Raw genomic sequence first — 20064 nt, forward strand, 5'->3', positions numbered from 1 at the left:
CCCACCTTCACTTTCTTCCTACTGCTTAATATTTCCTTGTGCAATTTGATATATCTTCGCGTTTTTCATAATTTCATGATCAATACCATCTACCGAAGTGGTTGTCACAAATGTTTGAACTTTATGCTGAATTGTACTTAAAAGATGCGTTTGACGTGCATCATCTAGTTCACTTAAAACGTCATCAAGTAATAAAATGGGGTATTCCCCCACTTCTTGATTCATTAATTCAATTTCTGCTAACTTAATCGAAAGCGCCGTTGTCCGTTGTTGACCTTGAGAGCCATAAATTTGTGCGTCCATGCCATTCACTTGAAAAGCTAAATCATCACGGTGTGGTCCATGTAAACTCACACCGCGCTCGATTTCACGATTCAGTTGACTTTGAAGGTCTTCAAATACTTTTTGAATTAAGACTGCCTCTGTTTGCGAGGTGTCTTCCATTTTGATACTAGGTAAATATTTTAATGTCAAAGCTTCGCGACCATTCGTAATACCTGAATGAATGGGCTCTGCTAAAGTTTCTAGCTCTGCAATAAATTGTGCTCGCCGTTGTGTTACTTTCACTGCATATTCAGCAAATTGCTGATTCAGTACTTCTAACATCGTCGTATCTTTCGTCTGTTTCATTTGCAACTGTTTTAAATAGTGATTGCGTTGTTTCAAAATACGTTGATATTGCGATAAATCATTTAAATATAAGTTTGAAATTTGCCCAAGTTCCATATCGATAAAACGTCTTCTCACTTGTGGTGCACCTTTGACAATATTTAAGTCTTCAGGCGCAAAAAGGACCACATTCAAATGGCCTATATACTGCGTCAAACGACTTTGCTCTAAATGATTGACTTTTACCTTTTTACCTTTTTTCGTGATAAACATTGTGAGCGGCATCGTACCGTGGCGAAAACTGAGCTCACCCTCTATTTTAGCATACTCAGTATTAAAACGAATTAATTCCCTATCATTCGTTGTACGATGACTCTTCGCCAAGGCTAAGGTGTAAATAGATTCCAACAGATTGGTTTTTCCTTGTGCATTCTCACCAATTAAAATATTGACTTCAGGATGACATTGAAGCAATATCTCTTCGTAATTTCGATAGTTTTCTAATTGGAGTGTTTTAAGTTTCATTGCTCACCGAATTTGATGATATATGAACCTACTTCAGGAATTTCTATACGGTCCCCGTCATGTAACTTTTTGCCACGACGTGATTCATGCTCGCCATTCAAGAAAACATCATATTCACTTAAAAACCACTTCGCTTGTCCTCCTGATTCAATGATGCCTTCATAGTTTAAAAATTGTCCTAAAGTGAGTTCACCATCAACAATTACTTCCTCAGCCAATTTAATCACTCCATTCATATTTGCTCACCTATATATTATACCGTTTTATCGCAAAAATTTCATGTACAGAAGGCAATTTTCGAGTAAAAGTTTCATGTGGAACAAATGATGAATGACCAATCATGCGTTAGGACTTTTGATCCTTAATCACTTGATCAACTTTAGATTTAATCGTGTCAAAATCCTTAGTATCTTCTATTGGTTCACCGTTGATATACAACGATGGCACTTGTGGCACTTTATACTTTTTAGCTAAGTGATTATCGTTTTGCGCTTTTTTAGCGATTTCTCCATTTTTGTCTCGATATGCCGAAGTAATCTTTTCTAATTGTTTAGGTGACAAGTCTAATTTTTTTAGTTGTTGTTGAATAAAATTATCTGTTAACCAATGTTTTGTAGTCACGTCATCTTTATTCGACGGTTGACCTTGATATAAAAGTTTGTGAAACGCCCAATATTGGTTCGGTGCATACTGATTTACTGCTAATGCAGCTTTTGCACTTAATTCAGACTCTTCTCCATGTATTAAGACGTTAACGTAGCGAAATTGTACTTTTTGCGTATCAATATATTCTTTTTGCAGTTGTGGCTTAATGTTACGTTCAAATGCACCACAATAAGGGCATTTAAAATCACCATATTCCACAATTACAATTTTATTCTCTTTTGCGCCTTGATGTGGTTGTGATTGGGTGTCTGTCACCATTTCTTTTTCATTTTGACGCGCTGTATTAGGGGTTGAATCATGTGTACTCATTCTAATAATGATTGCTATTACAATTGCGAGTACCACTATAATTGTTAAAATTAAAGGCCATTTACTTTTCATATTCCAATCCTCCATCACATTATCTTTTAATTATACTAAAATCAGGCTGCTTTGAATATTACACGCGCGAACGATTCAAATGACTTTATTTTTTACTAACTTTACGTATGGAAACTGAGCTGTTAAGTCACACAAAAAACGCAGTTGGTTAAGTCCAACTGCGTTTTGTATCATAGGCTTTTTAAATTATTTAGTAAGTACGTATCGGTAAAATTAATTGTGTAACGGTGTCATCATCTTTTGGTTTTAAAATAAAAGGTTTCATCGTACCGAAAAATTCGACTTCAACTTCGTCATTATCGATCGCTTTTAAAGCATCCATCATGTATTTTGAGTTAAAAGAGATTTTTAAGTTACCACCTTCAACCTCGTTTGCAGTAACTTCTTCCTTCACTGTCCCAATTTCAGGTGATGTAGATGAAAGTTCCACTTGCTCATCGCCTGCACTTAATTTAATGACATTGTTGCCACCTTCTCTTGCTAATAGAGAAGCACGGTCAATGGCATGATAAAAATCAGAATTATCTAATGCTAATTTGATTTCGTAGTTTTCTGGGAACAAGCGTGATGTATCAGGATAGTGTCCCTCTAGTAAGCGTGAAATAAAGTTTACGTTACCGACACGGAACAATACTTGATTTGATGCAAAGAAAATATCAATATGCTCTTCGCTCTCTGTCATAATTTTATTTAATTCTGCTAAAGCTTTACCTGGAATAATGACATTTTTATCACCAATTTCTTCGTCTTCAAGTTTCAACTTTCTTACAGCCAAGCGGTGTGAATCAGTCGCCGTGCATATTAATTCATTTTCTTGTATAAGCCAGTTTACACCTGTAAGGACTGGACGTGTTTCTGAGGTGGACACTGCAAAATTAGTTTGTGCAATCACGTTTTTCAATACTTTGACTGGTAATTGCAATGCATCTTCACTAGATACTTGTGGTAACAATGGGTATTGATCAGGGTCTAATCCACTTAAATTGAACTCTGAATGACCTGATGTAATCAATGTTTGGAATTGTTCGTTTGTAGAGAGCTTAACTTCTCGACCTGGTAATTTCTTAATAATGTCAACGAAGAAACGCCCTGGCAATACAACAGAACCTGGCTCTGTCACATTAACAATTTCTTCTCCATCAACTTGATTCGGGATTGTAATTTCAATTGATATCTCTGAATCTGATCCAGTTAAGACAATACCTTCGTTTTTGGCATCAATTTTAATACCTGTCAATATTGGTAATGTCGTTCTTGGTGAAATGGCTTTTAATGTATCGTTTAATTGAGTGATAAAATAATCTCTTTGGATAGAAAACTCCATCATTCTATAAACTCCTTTCAGTCGTTTATAATAGTTATAGTTATTATTTAAAGTCGTAATCATAGTCATAGGGGCTGTGGATTAGTGGATAACTCATAAAATTGATTGATATCAAAGGTTATTCACATGTGGATAAGTTGTGTATGATGTGTACAACTTTTGCCCACTATCCACAAATCAACTTCTGATCTCTTTTTCAATACCTTCTATTTCTTGTCGTAATGTAGGGTCATTTTCGATATCTTTTTTTATTTTATCATGCGCATGAATGACTGTCGTATGATCGCGTCCTCCAAATTCCTCTCCAATTTTTGGTAGAGAAAAATCAGTTAGCTCTCGCGATAAGTACATCGCGATTTGTCTTGGATAGGCAATTGATTTTGTACGTTTCTTTGCTACAAAGTCTTCAATACGTACGCCGTAATACTCACCAACAACTTTTTGAATATCTTGAATCGTAATTTTTTTAGATTTTGTAACTTGAATAATATCCTTTAAAGCATCAGAGGTTAATTCGGTCGTAATCGGTTTACCTTGTAATTTTGAATATGCGAGTACACGCGTTAAAGCACCTTCAAGTTCACGAATATTCGTTTGAATTTGATTTGCGATATAAGTTAAAGATTCGATAGGAATATCTAGATTTTCTTCTTCTGTTTTCTTTTGTAAAATGGCCATCCGTGTCTCAAAATCTGGTGGCGTAATATCAACGATTAACCCCCATTGGAATCGGGATTTTAGACGTTCTTCTAAAGTAGAAATTTCTTTCGGTGGACGATCACTGGAGATGACAATTTGCTTTTTGTTTTGATGCAAGTCATTAAAAGTATGGAAAAATTCTTCTTGTGTCTGTTCCTTCTTTTGAATAAATTGAATATCATCAATTAATAAAACATCGATATTACGGTACTTTTCACGAAATGACTCTGTATCATTGTTACGAATGGATTGAATAAACTCATTTGTAAATTTTTCGCTTGATGTGTAAAGTACTTTCGCATCAGGATTATTTTCCAGGACATAATGACCAATCGCATGCATAAGATGCGTTTTTCCTAAACCTACACCACCATAAATGAAAAGCGGGTTATAGGCATTTGCCGGTGATTCCGCAACAGCAAGGCTCGCAGCATGCGGGAAGCGGTTGCCGGGACCGATGACAAATGTTTCAAATGTATTGTTTGTGTTAAATTGCTCGCCTGACACGACAGGTTCAACATGCGAATGATGCTCTGAGTTTTTAGAGGATGACGCGATATTGAGCTCTGCTAAATCTTCTTCAGTAATAAAGTTGATGTTCTCAATATCGTGTCCCGTTACAGCTTCTAAAAATTGTTTGACGAGATCTGTATAATTGGTCGTTAGCCAATTTGCAATAAATGGCTGTGCAGCAATAACGACAGCTTCTTTATTAGATAGAGCATGTAATGTTGTGTCTTTGAGCCAAGTGTCATATGAAACATTAGTAACATTTTCTTTGCATAAGTTGAGAACATTATCCCAAATTTCTTGTTCTGACATTTTTTAACTCCATCTTCCTAAGTAAAAATTTTGTTATACACAATATCCCCATAATTTAATTAAGATAATCACAGGGTGTTAATAATTATCCACAAGTTAATCACAAACTGTGGATGAACAACATAAAACGTTACATTATTCACAACTCTTTTAAGCTATATACATAATATAAAACCTATGTACTATAAGGGTTTAAACCACTTATCCACACAATTATACTTTTTCACAACCATTACTGTCAAACGGCTGTGAATATGTTGTTATCTTTTTGTGTAACTTGTGAATAATAAATTGTTATCCACAGTTTATTTATTTTGCCCTGTGTATAAGTGGACAACTTTTTTTAGGTCTGCTGTATCTAATTATGAAAAAACACACTTGATTTACTGTTGTGATTTTGTTATATTTTAGTAGTTGCTTGAAATGTAGACATTTCATTTTATTTAAGAACATCAATTTGAACACATAAAAATGAAATTAACTTATCTATAATGATGAATATTAGATAATTGAATGATTGAGATGGAGGTGTTTTGCATGGTAAAACGTACTTATCAACCAAATAAACGTAAACATAGTAAAGTTCATGGTTTCAGAAAACGCATGAGCACTAAAAACGGCCGTAAAGTATTGGCACGTCGTCGTCGTAAAGGTCGTAAAGTTTTATCAGCATAAGATCACTGACTCATTCAGTGATCTTTTTTTTGCGAACAAGCCTGTTTGCCTTAGGTATTCAGAAGAAAGACGAGTGATATTTAATGGAAAAAGCATACCGTATTAAAAAAAATGCTGATTTTCAGTCCATCTATCGTAAAGGTAAATCTGTAGCGAATCGCCAGTTTGTTGTGTATACGTATGAACAGCAACAAGCAGCGCACTTTAGGTTAGGTATTAGCGTATCTAAAAAATTGGGTAATGCCGTGACACGCAACCGTATTAAAAGAAGTATTCGAGAATGCTTCAAAGTGCATAAAACAGATATGTTACCAGTCGATATGATTGTGATTGCACGATTTCCTGCCAAAGCGATGTCTACACAAGAAATTCAGAAAAGTTTAGAGCATGTACTCAAAATTGCAAAGGTCTTTAACAAGCGAATAAAGTAATTTTTAGACTTCGGTTTGTATGACTTCAGACAAACCGAAGTCTAACTTATAATATGAGAACCCTTGGTATAAAGGCTTTTCTATTAGGTTAAGTCTTAGCATTTAGACTTAAGACTTAATGCTCTTCTATTTATATAAAGAATGCGTGATAGGTATTACACGTAGGAGATAATAAAAGAAAATAAAACATGGCATTCGCAATTTTGAATGAAACATTTTACAATATTATAATGATATATTTTGACAAAAGGAGGTACGTCAATTGTGGAACAATTAGACACGATTACAAGTATATCAACACCAATGGGCGAGGGCGCGATAGGAATTGTACGTTTATCTGGTTTAGATGCGGTTGAAATTGCAGATAAGCTTTATAAAGGAAGAAAACAATTAAAAGATGTACCTACGCATACAATTAACTATGGACATATCATTGATCCTGAAACGCAAGAAGTTGTTGAAGAAGTGATGGTTTCGGTATTGCGTGCACCACGCACATTTACACGTGAAGACATCGTAGAGATTAACTGCCATGGTGGCATTTTGACAATTAATCGTGTGTTAGAATTAACAATGACTTACGGTGCAAGAATGGCAGAGCCTGGTGAATATACAAAGCGTGCCTTCTTAAATGGAAGAATTGACTTATCACAAGCTGAAGCAGTAATGGATTTTATACGTTCTAAAACTGACCGTGCTTCGAAAGTCGCAATGAACCAAATTGAAGGGCGATTAAGTGAATTGATTAAAAAGCAACGTCAATCCATTTTGGAAGTTCTAGCTCAAGTAGAGGTTAACATTGATTATCCAGAATATGATGACGTAGAAGAAGCTACTTCAGAGTTGCTGTTAGAACGCGCGCAAGAAATCAAAAATGAGATTCAAAAATTATTAGATACAGGTGTTCAAGGTAAAATTATGCGTGAAGGTTTATCAACTGTCATTGTAGGTAAGCCTAATGTAGGTAAATCATCCATGTTAAATAACTTGATTCAAGATAATAAAGCGATTGTGACAGAAGTTGCTGGAACAACGCGTGACGTTCTAGAAGAATATGTCAATGTACGAGGCGTACCGCTCAGACTTGTAGATACAGCAGGTATACGCGAAACAGAAGATATCGTTGAACGAATAGGGGTAGAGCGTTCTCGTAAAGCATTGAGTGAAGCAGATCTTATTTTATTTGTATTAAACAATAATGAGCCTTTAACGGAAGAAGATCGAAAACTCTATGAAGTTGTAAAAACGAGCGATGCAATTGTGATTATTAATAAGACAGACTTGACGCCACGATTAGACCGTGACGAAGTGAAAGCGATGGTGGGCTCAATGCCTGTTATTGAAACGTCAATGCTCGAACAACAAGGGATTGATGAGCTTGAAATTCAAATACGTGATTTGTTTTTTGGTGGAGAGGTTCAAAGTCAAGATATGACTTATGTTTCAAACTCACGCCATATTTCATTACTGAAACAAGCGAAAAAGACGATTCAAGATGCGATAGATGCAGCTGAAATGGGGATTCCTATGGATATGATTCAAATCGATTTAACACGGACATGGGAACTTTTAGGTGAAATTATTGGTGAATCTGCAAGTGAGGAATTGATTGATCAATTATTTAGTCAATTCTGTCTCGGAAAATAATAAATGGAGGTTAATAAAATGGTGAAATCATTTGATGTTATTGTCGTAGGGGCTGGACATTCTGGTATTGAAGCCGGTCTTGCATCTGCGAGACGTGGTGCGCATACACTCATGTTGACAATCAATTTAGATAATATTGCCTTTATGCCATGTAATCCTTCTGTTGGTGGACCGGCAAAAGGAATTGTTGTACGTGAAATCGACGCTTTAGGTGGCCAAATGGCGAAAACAATTGATAAAACGCATATTCAAATGCGTATGCTTAATACAGGAAAAGGGCCTGCAGTACGTGCATTACGTGCGCAAGCCGATAAAGTCATGTATCAACAAGAAATGAAGCGTGTACTTGAAGATGAAGACAATCTAGAAGTGATGCAAGGCATGGTGGATGAACTTATCATCGAAGAGGGCGTTGTTAAAGGTGTGCGTACTAATATTGGTACAGAATACCGTGCTAAAGCCGTTATTTTAACAACAGGTACTTTCTTACGTGGTGAGATTATTCTCGGCAATTTGAAATATTCTAGTGGTCCAAACCATCAATTACCTTCGATTACGCTTGCAGATCACTTAAGAGAACTTGGCTTTGATGTTGTTCGTTTTAAAACGGGTACACCACCGCGTGTGAATGCGAAAACAATAGATTATAGTAAAACTGAAATTCAACCAGGTGATGACGTCGGTCGTGCTTTCAGTTATGAAACAACGGAATATATTTTAGACCAACTTCCTTGTTGGCTGACTTATACAAATGGTGAAACGCACAAAGTCATCGATGACAATCTTCATTTATCTGCGATGTATTCCGGAATGATTAAAGGTACAGGTCCACGTTATTGTCCATCAATTGAAGATAAATTTGTTCGTTTTAATGATAAACCGAGACATCAATTGTTCCTTGAACCAGAAGGCCGTCATACAAATGAAGTATATGTTCAAGGTTTATCAACAAGTATGCCTGAAGCAGTCCAACGTCAAATGCTTGCGACTATTCCTGGTTTAGAAAAGGCAGATATGATGCGCGCAGGTTATGCGATTGAATATGATGCATTAGTACCAACACAACTTTGGCCAACTTTGGAAACTAAAATGATCAAAAACCTCTACACAGCAGGTCAGATTAATGGGACATCAGGTTATGAAGAAGCGGCTGGTCAAGGCTTAATGGCAGGTATCAATGCAGCCGCACGCGTATTAGGTCAAGAAGAAACGATTTTACAACGTTCAGATGCTTATATCGGTGTTTTAATTGATGACTTAGTGACAAAAGGTACAAATGAGCCGTATCGATTACTTACTTCTCGTGCAGAGTATCGTTTATTACTACGTCATGATAATGCAGATTTACGTCTTACAGATATTGGCCATCAAATTGGTTTAATCTCAGAAGAGCGTTATGCGCGTTTCAATGAAAAACGTCAACAAATTAGTGATGAAATGAAAAGATTATCTCAAATCCGCATTAAGCCAAGTGAACGCGTACAACAAATCATTGAGCGAGAAGGGGGCTCACGCCTTAAAGATGGAATTCTAGCCAATGAATTGTTACGTCGACCTGAAATGACTTATGCAACAATAATTGAAATTTTAGAAGAGACACATCAATTACCATCAGATGTTGAAGAACAAGTCGAAATTCAAACAAAATATGAAGGTTATATCAATAAATCATTACAACAAGTAGATAAAGTGAAAAGAATGGAACAAAAGAAAATTCCAGAAGATCTCGATTACAGTAAAATCGATAGCTTAGCGACTGAAGCACGTGAAAAATTGGCTCAAGTTAAACCACTTAACATCGCACAAGCCTCACGTATTTCAGGTGTGAACCCAGCAGATATTTCAATATTGTTAGTCTACTTAGAACAAGGTAAAATTCAAAGGGTGAAATAAATGAGTGTAGAATGGTTAGCAACACAATTAGGTGCACACGGATTGACATTATCTGATAAACAGAAGCAACAATTTGAAAAATATTATGAAATGCTTGTAGAATGGAATGAGAAAATTAATTTAACGAGTATTACAGAGGAACATGAAGTGTATCTTAAGCATTTTTATGATTCTGTAACACCTAGTTTTTACCATGATTTTAATCAACCTTTAAGTTTGTGTGATGTAGGTGCGGGTGCAGGGTTTCCAAGTATTCCTTTAAAAATTATGTTTCCAGAAATTCACGTTACAATTGTTGACTCGTTAAATAAGCGGATTCAATTTTTAAATCAATTGGCAGATGCGTTAGAGCTTGAAGGTGTCCGATTTGTGCATGATCGCGCTGAAACATTTGGAAAGCAGGAAGACTACCGGGCGTCTTTTGATATCGTAACAGCACGTGCTGTTGCGAGAATGTCTGTATTAAGCGAATTGTGTATACCACTCGTGAAAAAGCAAGGTCTCTTTTTAGCTTTAAAATCATCAAAAGGACAAGAAGAACTTGATGAAGCGCGCTTTGCAGTAGGTGTCTTAGGTGGCAAAATTCGCCAAATCGATACATTTACGCTTCCAGAAGATGCAGGTGAGCGTCAAATTATTACAATTGAAAAGCGGAGTCAAACACCTAAGAAATACCCAAGAAAACCCGGAACACCCAATAAAACACCACTTGTAGAATAACAAAAATGTATTTTGGAATATTAAGGGGAGCGAATAAAAATGAAGAAACCCTTTTCTAAGTTGTTTGGATTAAAAAATAAAGACGACTTACTAGATGCCAATGAAGCGGAAAATCAAGGTGTCGAATCAATTAAAATTGAGCGAATTGTTCCGAATCGTTATCAACCACGTCAAAAGTTTGATACTGCACGGATTGAAGAATTAGCTGAATCTATCAACGCTCATGGCTTGTTACAACCTATTGTAGTAAGACCGATTGAAGAAAATATGTACGAAATCATTGCAGGTGAACGTCGTTTTCGTGCGTTACAAATGAATCATATGACTGAGGCAGAGGTTTTAATCCGTCATTTAGATGATGAAGAAACAGCTGTCGTAGCATTGATAGAAAATATTCAACGTGAGAATTTATCAGCGATTGAAGAAGCAGAGGCTTATAAAAAACTGTTGGCGTTTGAAGGTATTACACAAGCTGAACTCGCTAAAAGTGTCGGAAAAAGCCAAAGTTTCATTGCGAATAAATTGCGCCTATTGAAATTAACGCCTGTCGTGTTAGAAGCAGTACGGGAACATCAAATTACTGAGCGTCACGCGCGAGCGCTAGTAGGACAAACACCTGAACGACAAGAAGAAATGTTGCATATCATTTTAACTGAACAATTAAATGTCAAACAAACAGAAGATCGGTTGAAAATGCCTGCTGAAAAAGATAATGAAGGAGAGAAAGTCGTTGCGACCCCTCCTGAATTTATCCAAGATGTTTCAGCCGCACGTGATATTATTGCGGATAGCTTGTTGGAAGTCAGTGCGAATGGTATCAAATATGAACAACGTGAAAAAGAGCATGATGATTACGTTGAAATTCAAATTCGTCTTTATCGAAAATAATCATTTTTAATGCATGAAACCATTTTATTTTAAATAGCAAAATTTTAAAAACTGTGTAAGTGATAAATCGTCACTTATGCAGTTTTTTACGCTTAAGGATGTATGAAAAACTCGGTCTATAGCGCTATGATTTTTCTTTTAATATTTTATATATTTATATATATTCAATGTAATTAAAGGAGAAATGGTATGAAAAACAAGAGACGCATCATAGGCTTATTTGCTTTTTTATTAGTAGGGGCTTCAATTTATTTGATGACGAGTTTTGGTATGCTTAACCGAAGAGAAATTTATTATGGAAAGTTTGTTCAAAACAATCAACCTGCCAGCCTTTATTCACATGACGATCAATATCAAATGAAGCTGAATAAAGAACGAGATAAACTCCAAGAAGGCAATTGGGTTAAGGTTACATTGACTGATCAAAAAGGTGTCATTGTGGATGTAAAAGCTATAGATAAAACGCAAATTCCAAAAAACGTATTACAAAAAATAGAGAGAAGTCAATAAGGAAAAGGGAAAGGTGTTTTTTACATAATAATTAAGAATCATATATCAATACTAAACTTTGAGAGAAGAAGATCTTGATGTCTTGTTCTCTCAAAGTTTTACGGCGAAAGAGCATTCTAAAATAACAAAGTAAAGTATTGTTGAAAGTTTCAATATAGAAGGATATATTTATTTGGCTGTTAGTGAATAGTAACCTCATAGTTTTTGATTATTACAGAGCACAATTATTAAGCATTAATGAAAAGGTTATGTTGCTTTTCTTTAAGTGATTTGAAATCAAATATTAGTTCTTTATTACAATGACTTTTACACTTTTAAAAATGGTCTATAAGAAGTGACGATAATCAAATTGAATTTTTAGGTTCTTTTGCAAAGTTAAGTTTATAGTATAATTTAATTGAAAAAGGGGTCTTCTGTATGAACTATTTCAGATATAAACAATCAAGGGTATTGAATGTATTTATGGACTATATAAAAAGAACTGTAGGTCTCTTCAGATCTACGGATTTTCGCCATGCCACGAAATTAGTTATATGTTAGCGAGTTAAGCGAATGCTGACATGATAAAAAAGGAAATTAGATATTTTTTTCTAACTTTGCAACAGAACCGAAAATTAGCACGGTAAGTGTTAATTTTAACTAGAATTCAAATGAAAAACACCACAAAAATCATTTCAAAAGGTTTTTTGTGGTGTTTTACTTGAAAGCTGAAACCCTATGTCCCATCCCCGTTATAGATATATAGTTTACTTTACTTTCTTTATAGTGTTGCTTTTGCGGCTTCAACTGTTTCGCGTGTTAATTCATGACTGTTCACCCAAAACTCAGTTACCTCTGCACCACGATCTTTAAAGATTGAGCGAACGTGTTCACTTTCTGAGATAGGTACGATAGGGTCATTTTCACCCATTGAAAGGTAGACTGACTTACCACTTAAATCGATATCTTTTGGTACTTCTAAAGGATAGAGTGGTGCAAATAATAGGCCTTTTTTATATGGCATCGCTTCATTCAACATTAAACTAATCGCAATGTTAGAACCGTTAGAAAAACCAACGAGAATCACTTCATTGAGATCAAATTGATAACGCTGAGCAGCTTCTTGTAAGAACTCGTGTAATTCTGTCGTTCTAAATTTTAAGTCTTCTACGTCATATTGACCTTCACCGTGACGTTTGAAGAAACGGTTCATCCCATTTTCTGAAATGTTACCACGTACGCCTAAAGCATTGTACGTTGGATCAAGTAATTCGGCAATTGGGAGTAAATCATGTTCATCGCCGCCTGTCCCATGCAGTAGGACAAAAGTTGGTTTTGATAAATCACCTTGTTTAAAAATATGTTCCATATCCATTCACCTCTTTATCATTATCGGGGTCTTTTAATTGTAAAAGTTTCACCTAATCGTGCATAATCATCGCCTGCAAGTCGACTTACAGGTTTAAGATTTTCAACGTCAATATAGCCCTTATCAACGTCGAATAGTTGTTCATCTATTGATACTTTTTGAATTTCTAACAGTAATAAATCATTTGCGGTTTCAGTTTCTGATTGAATTTCAATATGCTGATAAAGTTTTACTTCAAAACGTATAGCACTTTCATTCAAACTTGGAACAGAAACGTATTCGGAATCAGTCGTCGTAAATTGCGTGAGATCTAACTCGCTTTCATTAGCAGACAATGGTGCAGCGGTTTGATTCGCATCTGAAACATTATTCTCAGTCACAACATGAATGACTGCTTCTTGTGAATTTATTATATTTCTCGCTGTATCTTTCATGACACCTTCTTTGCGTGATACAGAAATTGAGAGTATCGCAGGTTCCGAAGATACAATATTAAAGAAACTGAAAGGTGCAACATTAACAAGCCCTTCCTCAGACTGACTTGTGACCAATGCGATAGGGCGTGGTACGACAGAGCCTATTAAAAATTTATACATTTGCTTTTTGGATAGTTCAGAAGCGCGAAACGTGTACATTATTGACCCTCCAGTCTACATACAATTAATTTTATGAGCGTGTTGTATCAAATTCACGAATTTCTGATTCAATATAATCTCTTTGATTTTCTAAAAATGGTGGAAGTGAAAGTGATTCACCAAGTGTTTCATAAGGTTCATCTCCAGCGAATCCTGGTCCGTCTGTTGAAAGTTCAATTAAAACATGACCGATACGTGTGTAAAGTGCTTTAAAGTAGAAACGGTCAACGATACCAGAGCTACCTACACCTAATTGGTTATATTTTTCAAACCAAGAATTAAGTGCATCATCGTCTTCAACACGGAAAGAAACGTGGTGAACTTGACCGTAACCTGGTCGACTTTGAACGCCTTCATCTTTACGTAGGATAACTTGACCTCCATTACCGCCTTTACCTACTTCTAATAGTGTGACGTTTTCTTCTTCAATAATAGGCTTCATATCATAGAGTTCCATCAATGTTTGTTTGAATTCATCGTAGTAGCTTACTGTAATTTCAATTGGGCCTAAACCATAGATTGCTTTATCTTGTGGGACAGGGCCATTTTTCCAAGGAACACCTGGTTCAACACCTGTATTGTTTTCATCAGAAATCAATTGATATTTTTGACCGTCTTCTTCTTCAAAACGCAAGATCTTTTTATCAAATAGTGTGTCGATGTCGTCGTGTTTTACTCCAAACTCATCAAAGCGTTGTTGATAATATTCAAGCGCTGCATCATTTGGCACACGGAAAGCAGTACGACTGATAGAATTTGTGCCTGATGCACCTTTTGGATTATTTGGAAAATCAAAGAAAGTCATATCTGTTCCTGCGTGACCTTCATCATCTGCAAAGAATGTGTGGTAAGTGTAAATGTCATCTTGATTAACTGTTTTTTTAACAAGTCTCATACCAAGTACGTCAGTAAAAAAGTGATAATTGCGTTCTACATCATTTGTCATTGCAGTTACGTGGTGGATTCCTTTAAGTGGATATTGTGTCATAAGAAAAACTCCTTTATTCATTAATAATTATCTCTAATTCGAACTAAATTTGTGTGAAAGAAAAGTACACGTAAACAACTTAGTTGTCGGTTGGTGTACTCAATGTTTTTAAAGTCTGCTGTAAAGTATTTAACTCTTCCGTTGTTAGTTCTGAAAAGGCTGCCTCAATTGCTTTAGCGTGTTGTGGAAAAATTTGAGTCATGAGTGCTTGCCCTTTATCCGTTAAGGCTGCATAGCTTACACGTCTGTCTTTTTCGCATTGTCTTCGCTGTAATAGTCCTTTTTCCTCTAGTTTTTGCACAACATAAGTTGTACTACTACTTGCAATTAAAATGCGTTCTTGGATTCGTTGAATGCTGTGTTCGCCCTTATTGTACAAAAGCTCAAGTACGGCAAATTCGGTAATATTTAACCCATAAGATTTCACATCATTGCGTATGATTTTATCAATCATGTCATTTGCACGTTTGAGTCCAATAAGTGTTTTAAGCGCAATGTCCGTTCGTTGCAATTGACAACCCCTCCTTTTATTTCGAATTCGAGATAATTATAACTTGTAAATTTGGCAAAGTAAAGAATTAAGTTTAATTTTTATACCTACATCTAACATACAACGGCTCAATGTTGATTTGATGCGGTTTATATCTTTACAAGTTATAAAAAGTGATTCCTTTTAAAAGGAGAGTACGCTATATATATTGCCGGTTTTCACATTATAAAACTTTTTAATCGAAACCATTGATGAAACGAATAAATAAAAAACAAATCATCGGCGTAGCATACTGCCTTTAAAAACGTCTATATGACATTTCAGTATGTGAGCGCGCGATGATTTGTTGAGATGCATTAAGCTTCGATAGCAAATTCACTATCAAGTTCAAATTGAATGTCTTTACCTAACATAACGCCACCAGTTTCTAGTGTTTGGTTAAAGCTAATACCGTATTTTTCTCGGTTGATCGTACCTCTTACAACAAAACCAGTGACTTGGCCACCAGTCATTGGATTTGCGCTCACACCGTTGTGTGTAAAATCAAACGTTTCTTCATGTGTTTGACCTGCAATTGTAAGATGACCTGTAATTTGGTTTTCAGTGATTTGAGTAGATTCAAATTTGATTTCTGGATATGTTTCGCTATCAAAGAAATCTTTTGTTTTTAAGTGTTGGTCACGATCCGCATTACCTGTGTCAACAGAGTCTACTTTAATTGTTGCTACTGCTGATAATGAAGAAGCATCTTCTACATCACCAGTTAATTGAATATCGTAGTCTTTAAAAGTACCTCTAATTTTAGAAACCATTAAATGTTTAATTGAAAAACCAAAAGTACTGTGTACAGTATCAAGATTAAATTGTGTCATTATAAATGACCTCCCTTAATTTTTGTTGTAGTTATTTTCTTTTTCTAAGTATAAAAAATATACCATTAATAAAAATTAATATCAAGGATGAAAGTTTGAATCGTATTTTTTAATATGAAATCAAGCAATAATTGTTTAACTATGCATGTTTATATTGCTATCCTATAATAATTTTAATTTAAAGTGACGGTTTCATGATGGATGAGTAACGTCAGACATTTGAAATATGGTAAAGTAAGGATAGTAGAAAAATGAATAGTTTCTACGATTAAAAGGTTGTAGACCTATGAGAGTGAAATTTTTCATATTTTACCTCATGAAAGCGCGGATAAAAGAATAAATATGAGACAGCGAGACTGGGTGGGGGATGTCTCACATCTTGTGCAATCTTACTCATTTTTGGCGAGCATAATCATGCGTTTTAATAGCTTTTGCGCGCAATTATTAGTGTTTTGTTATTAATTCTTAATTAAAGTTTTGTTTTTGTACAAAAACAATGAATGTGAAGATAATGTTAGGAGATGAAATTGATGATAGTAGAAGAAATTCAAGGTAACATTGCACAACTTTCTCAAGATGAAAAAAATATACACATTGAGAAGGTTTATTTAGAAAACTCAGACCTTGTGAAACGAATTCAAAGGGTAACTTCAGATCATGGCACTGAAATTGGCATTCGTTTAAGTCAGCCAATTGATCTTCAGTATGGTGATATTTTATATCGTGATGATCAAAATATGATTATTATCGATGTCAATTCAGAAGATATTATAGCAATCCGTCCACGTACGATTAAAGAAATGGGAGAAATAGCGCATCAATTAGGAAATCGCCATTTACCGGCTCAGTTTACGGATGAGAATGAGATGCTTGTCCAGTATGATTACCTCGTAGAAGATTTATTGAAAGAACAAGGTATTCCGTATCAACGAGAAGATCGTAAAGTCAATCAGGCCTTTAAACATATAGGACATTCACATGACTAACTTAGCGAAATTGAAGTTGTTCCAATTTTGTGATTCACAATTTCCAACAGGCGCTTTTAGCCATTCTTTTGGGCTAGAAACTTATATCCAACGTGGGGCTATTTATGATGGCATGACTTTTCGGAAATGGTTGGAAGTGTTTTTAACAGAACAACTCACGTATACAGATGGCTTGGCGATGCGTTTGGTTTATGAAGCGATTGAATCGAATACCCCAGAGGTCATTGAACGGTTCGATCAACTGTTGTTTGTGCAAAATATTCCTCGAGAAACGAGAAATGGAACGAAACAAATGGGGAAACGCATGATTCAACTTGCGCATACGCTTTACGATGATGAATGGTTGGATTGGTACTATGAACGTGCGAATGCATATGCGCTTCATACCCATCCAGCTGTTGTTTTTACATTGTTGGGTCATCATTTAAAGATACCAATTGAGGAAATTATTGATTATTATTACTATCAAAATATTTCCAGTTTAACGCAAAATGCGGTTCGTGCCATCCCACTTGGACAAACAGAAGGGCAGAAAATTGTAGCGCAAATGATTCCTTTTATTGCACGGACACGGGAAGCTGTAATGCGATTAGATGAAAAAGATTTTGGTATTACAGCACCGGGTATTGAAATGAATCAGCTTGAGCATGAACATGTGGATGTACGTATATTTATTTCATAGGAGGAATAGAAATGAAACCGATAAAAATTGGTGTAGGGGGTCCTGTAGGGGCCGGTAAAACCCAACTTATTGAAAAAATTGTTAAACGTCTCGCATTAGAGAAAAGCATTGGCGTTATTACAAATGATATTTATACAAAAGAGGACCAAAAAATCCTAGTCAATACAGGCGTACTTCCTGAAGATCGTATTATTGGTGTGGAAACTGGGGGTTGTCCGCATACAGCTATTCGGGAAGATGCTTCTATGAATTTCGCAGCAATCGATGAATTGATGGAAAGACATTCTGATATTGAACTTATATTTATTGAATCAGGTGGCGACAATTTAGCAGCGACTTTTAGTCCGGAACTGGTTGATTTTTCGATTTATATTATTGATGTGGCACAAGGTGAAAAAATCCCACGTAAAGGTGGGCAAGGCATGATTAAATCGGATTATTTTGTCATTAATAAAACAGATTTAGCACCCTATGTAGGAGCTTCTTTAGAACGTATGGCTGAAGATACTAAAAAATTCCGTAAAAATCGTCCATTCGCATTTACAAATTTAAAAACGGATGAAGGTTTAGACCAAGTGATGGATTGGATTAAAAAAGATATCTTCTTTGAAGGGCTAGCGTAATGGCCATTTCAAAATGGACGGGTGAACTCGACCTTACCTTTAAACATGATGGGACCCGTACCGTTAACGGGAAGACATATTATCAGGGCGGTTTGAAAGTATTACGTCCGACGTATTTAAATGGAAGCCCACACCCGACAATGTTTTTAATCAACTTAGGTGGCGGTTTTGTAGACGGAGATCGGTATCGTACTGCGATACACTTTGAGCCTCGTGCCCATGCCGTGCTTACAACACAAGGTGCTACGATTGTGTTCAAGACTTTGGAAGATAAGGTGGAACAATACCAAACGTTTCACTTAGAAGATGAATCATTTATGGAATATATTAGTGATCCGATTATTGGATATACGCATGCAAAATTTTATCAACATAATCGGTTTCATCTGAGTTCCACTGCATCAATGTTTTATACTGATATTTTGACACCGGGCTACGATCAAGAGGGAAAACCATTTAATTATCATTATTTACAATTATTAAATGAAATCTATGTAGATGATCAGTTAGTCGTTTATGACCATTTAAAGTTAGATACACAAAAAAATAAAGTGACGGATATGGGTTATATGGAGGGATTTACACACATGGCGGCCTGCTTTTATATGAGCCCGCATGTAAATCAAAAAGTGGTTGAAGCGGTTCAAGAAGTCGTGCAACCTTTTATGCGTGAAGATTGTCGTGTTGGCGTCACTTTATTGCCTACAAGTGGCCTAACATTTCGTATCTTAGCGCATTCAACAGGGACGATACAAGAAGTGATTAATGCTGTGCACCAATTTGTCTTGACAACTTATCATGAAGAAGATGCACAATTTTTAAGAAAATATTAAAAAAACTGTCTCTCAGAAATTGAAGCTGAGAGACAGTTTTTTAATAGAGATGATAACGTAAAAACTCTTTATTCATTCGGAACGATAGCAAAACTTCTTACAGGAAAGCCAGGGGCCTCATCTGGTTTAGGACAAATATTATAAATGACAGCGCCACGACTAGGAACTTGGTCTAAGTGAGCCAACAATTCAATCTGGTAACGGTCTTGTCCAAGGACATATCTTTCACCGACAATATCTCCATTTTTTGCGATATCAATGGATGCATCGGTATCAAATGTTTCATGACCAATGGCAGCGACGTGACGTTCTTCTATTAGGAAGGTTAACGCATCTAATGACCAGCCCGGTAAATGTTGATGTCCGTTTGCATCTTTATTTTCAAAAGAGGTGTGATCCGGCCAGCGTTTGGACCAATCACTTCGAAAAGCGACAAATGTATTCGGCTCAATCTTGCCATGTGTCTCTTCCCATGACGCAATGTGCGCCCGTGTTAGACGGAAATCTGCATCTTTTGCGACGGCTTCTGAGAAATCGAGTACAATGAGTGGTAAAACCAATTCTTGTAATTGTAATTCATGTAAATAACGCTGATTTTCAACAAAATGAATAGGTGCGTCGATGTGTGTGCCATATTGTGTGACAAATGACCATTGTTGAACGAAAAAGCCATCTTGTTCTACTGTAAAGGGTGTTTCAACTTGTGCACCTTCAAATGCGCTAAAATGTGGGGACTTTGCATTGAAAGTATGTGTTAAATCGACCCATTTTGCTTCTTTAAGTGCGTTGAGTTGTTCCCAAAGTGGATATGTCATGC

At 35.9% G+C, this 20064-nt stretch carries 22 protein-coding genes and 1 pseudogene; 12 read left to right on the forward strand and 11 right to left on the reverse strand.

Annotated features, from left to right (window positions below; all coding sequences use genetic code 11):
* Nucleotides 1-18: 18 nt before the first annotated feature.
* From recF to dnaA, 5 genes are all read right to left on the reverse strand, one after another.
* Nucleotides 19-1134, reverse strand: coding sequence for a DNA replication/repair protein RecF (recF, locus tag C1H58_RS03865; protein ID WP_060829121.1), 1116 nt, complete (start codon nt 1132-1134; stop codon nt 19-21).
* Complete coding sequence (yaaA, locus tag C1H58_RS03870; RefSeq protein ID WP_016425730.1) at nt 1131-1370, reverse strand: S4 domain-containing protein YaaA; 240 nt, start codon at nt 1368-1370, stop codon at nt 1131-1133. Before yaaA ends, recF begins: the two co-directional genes overlap by 4 nt.
* Before the next feature lie 109 nt (nt 1371-1479).
* A complete protein-coding gene (locus C1H58_RS03875; protein WP_165545398.1) occupies nt 1480-2181 on the reverse strand; it encodes a DsbA family protein in 702 nt (233 codons plus the stop codon).
* 190 nt (nt 2182-2371) lie between these two features.
* Nucleotides 2372-3508, reverse strand: coding sequence for a DNA polymerase III subunit beta (gene dnaN, locus C1H58_RS03880; protein ID WP_016425728.1), 1137 nt, complete (start codon nt 3506-3508; stop codon nt 2372-2374).
* A gap of 174 nt (nt 3509-3682) precedes the next feature.
* Nucleotides 3683-5026, reverse strand: a complete 1344-nt coding sequence (dnaA, locus tag C1H58_RS03885) for a chromosomal replication initiator protein DnaA (RefSeq protein WP_060829119.1) — start codon at nt 5024-5026, stop codon at nt 3683-3685.
* Nucleotides 5027-5563: 537 nt separating this feature from the next.
* Between dnaA and rpmH the strand changes: the two genes are divergently transcribed.
* The 8 genes and pseudogenes from rpmH to C1H58_RS03925 all read left to right on the forward strand — a co-directional run.
* Nucleotides 5564-5701 (forward strand): 50S ribosomal protein L34, encoded by a 138-nt coding sequence (gene rpmH, locus C1H58_RS03890; RefSeq protein WP_000240855.1) that lies wholly within the window; start codon nt 5564-5566, stop codon nt 5699-5701.
* 83 nt (nt 5702-5784) lie between these two features.
* Nucleotides 5785-6132, forward strand: a complete 348-nt coding sequence (rnpA, locus tag C1H58_RS03895) for a ribonuclease P protein component (RefSeq protein ID WP_050346185.1) — start codon at nt 5785-5787, stop codon at nt 6130-6132.
* Nucleotides 6133-6396: 264 nt separating this feature from the next.
* Nucleotides 6397-7779: a tRNA uridine-5-carboxymethylaminomethyl(34) synthesis GTPase MnmE gene (mnmE, locus tag C1H58_RS03900; RefSeq protein ID WP_082704431.1), complete on the forward strand. Its 1383-nt coding sequence runs from the start codon at nt 6397-6399 to the stop codon at nt 7777-7779.
* Between the two features lie 18 nt (nt 7780-7797).
* A complete protein-coding gene (gene mnmG / locus C1H58_RS03905; RefSeq protein ID WP_165545399.1) occupies nt 7798-9672 on the forward strand; it encodes a tRNA uridine-5-carboxymethylaminomethyl(34) synthesis enzyme MnmG in 1875 nt (624 codons plus the stop codon).
* Nucleotides 9673-10392: a 16S rRNA (guanine(527)-N(7))-methyltransferase RsmG gene (gene rsmG / locus C1H58_RS03910; RefSeq protein WP_060830480.1), complete on the forward strand. Its 720-nt coding sequence runs from the start codon at nt 9673-9675 to the stop codon at nt 10390-10392.
* Between the two features lie 39 nt (nt 10393-10431).
* Complete coding sequence (locus C1H58_RS03915; protein WP_165545400.1) at nt 10432-11280, forward strand: ParB/RepB/Spo0J family partition protein; 849 nt, start codon at nt 10432-10434, stop codon at nt 11278-11280.
* Nucleotides 11281-11469: 189 nt separating this feature from the next.
* The gene (locus C1H58_RS03920) at nt 11470-11790 is read left to right on the forward strand and encodes a hypothetical protein (RefSeq protein ID WP_165545401.1); all 321 of its coding nucleotides are present in this window, start codon (nt 11470-11472) and stop codon (nt 11788-11790) included.
* A gap of 437 nt (nt 11791-12227) precedes the next feature.
* Nucleotides 12228-12338 (forward strand): annotated as a pseudogene (locus C1H58_RS03925) (IS6 family transposase); the annotation flags it as partial.
* 212 nt (nt 12339-12550) lie between these two features.
* Here the strand turns inward: C1H58_RS03925 and mhqD are convergent.
* The 5 genes from mhqD to C1H58_RS03950 all read right to left on the reverse strand — a co-directional run bounded on the left by mhqD (nt 12551) and on the right by C1H58_RS03950 (nt 16123).
* Complete coding sequence (gene mhqD, locus C1H58_RS03930; RefSeq protein WP_165545402.1) at nt 12551-13138, reverse strand: methylhydroquinone degradation carboxylesterase MhqD; 588 nt, start codon at nt 13136-13138, stop codon at nt 12551-12553.
* A gap of 20 nt (nt 13139-13158) precedes the next feature.
* Entirely contained in the window at nt 13159-13773 is a 615-nt protein-coding gene (locus tag C1H58_RS03935) for a flavin reductase family protein (RefSeq protein WP_103356649.1), read from the reverse strand.
* A gap of 31 nt (nt 13774-13804) precedes the next feature.
* Complete coding sequence (locus C1H58_RS03940; protein WP_050346178.1) at nt 13805-14761, reverse strand: ring-cleaving dioxygenase; 957 nt, start codon at nt 14759-14761, stop codon at nt 13805-13807.
* A 79-nt stretch (nt 14762-14840) separates the two neighbouring features.
* A complete protein-coding gene (locus tag C1H58_RS03945; protein WP_050331901.1) occupies nt 14841-15272 on the reverse strand; it encodes a MarR family winged helix-turn-helix transcriptional regulator in 432 nt (143 codons plus the stop codon).
* 335 nt (nt 15273-15607) lie between these two features.
* Complete coding sequence (locus C1H58_RS03950; protein ID WP_050331900.1) at nt 15608-16123, reverse strand: YceI family protein; 516 nt, start codon at nt 16121-16123, stop codon at nt 15608-15610.
* A gap of 530 nt (nt 16124-16653) precedes the next feature.
* Between C1H58_RS03950 and ureE the strand changes: the two genes are divergently transcribed.
* Genes ureE through C1H58_RS03970 form a run of 4 tightly spaced genes read left to right on the forward strand, consistent with a single transcriptional unit; the run spans nt 16654 to nt 19247 of the window.
* The gene (ureE, locus tag C1H58_RS03955) at nt 16654-17109 is read left to right on the forward strand and encodes an urease accessory protein UreE (RefSeq protein WP_016425710.1); all 456 of its coding nucleotides are present in this window, start codon (nt 16654-16656) and stop codon (nt 17107-17109) included.
* The gene (locus tag C1H58_RS03960) at nt 17102-17791 is read left to right on the forward strand and encodes an urease accessory protein UreF (RefSeq protein WP_060830470.1); all 690 of its coding nucleotides are present in this window, start codon (nt 17102-17104) and stop codon (nt 17789-17791) included. Before ureE ends, C1H58_RS03960 begins: the two co-directional genes overlap by 8 nt.
* An 11-nt stretch (nt 17792-17802) precedes the next feature.
* Nucleotides 17803-18414 carry an urease accessory protein UreG gene (gene ureG, locus C1H58_RS03965; RefSeq protein ID WP_165545403.1) on the forward strand — a complete coding sequence of 204 codons (612 nt, stop codon included), beginning with the start codon at nt 17803-17805 and terminating at the stop codon, nt 18412-18414.
* Complete coding sequence (locus tag C1H58_RS03970) at nt 18414-19247, forward strand: urease accessory protein UreD (protein WP_165545404.1); 834 nt, start codon at nt 18414-18416, stop codon at nt 19245-19247. The genes ureG and C1H58_RS03970 overlap by 1 nt, the downstream gene beginning before the upstream one ends.
* Nucleotides 19248-19315: 68 nt before the next feature.
* Here the strand turns inward: C1H58_RS03970 and C1H58_RS03975 are convergent, their stop codons facing one another.
* Nucleotides 19316-20062 carry a cyclase family protein gene (locus tag C1H58_RS03975; RefSeq protein ID WP_165545405.1) on the reverse strand — a complete coding sequence of 249 codons (747 nt, stop codon included), beginning with the start codon at nt 20060-20062 and terminating at the stop codon, nt 19316-19318.
* Nucleotides 20063-20064: the final 2 nt, after the last annotated feature.

The organism is Staphylococcus sp. 191 (assembly GCF_011174885.1).
Classification (GTDB): Bacteria; Bacillota; Bacilli; order Staphylococcales; family Staphylococcaceae; genus Staphylococcus; species Staphylococcus coagulans.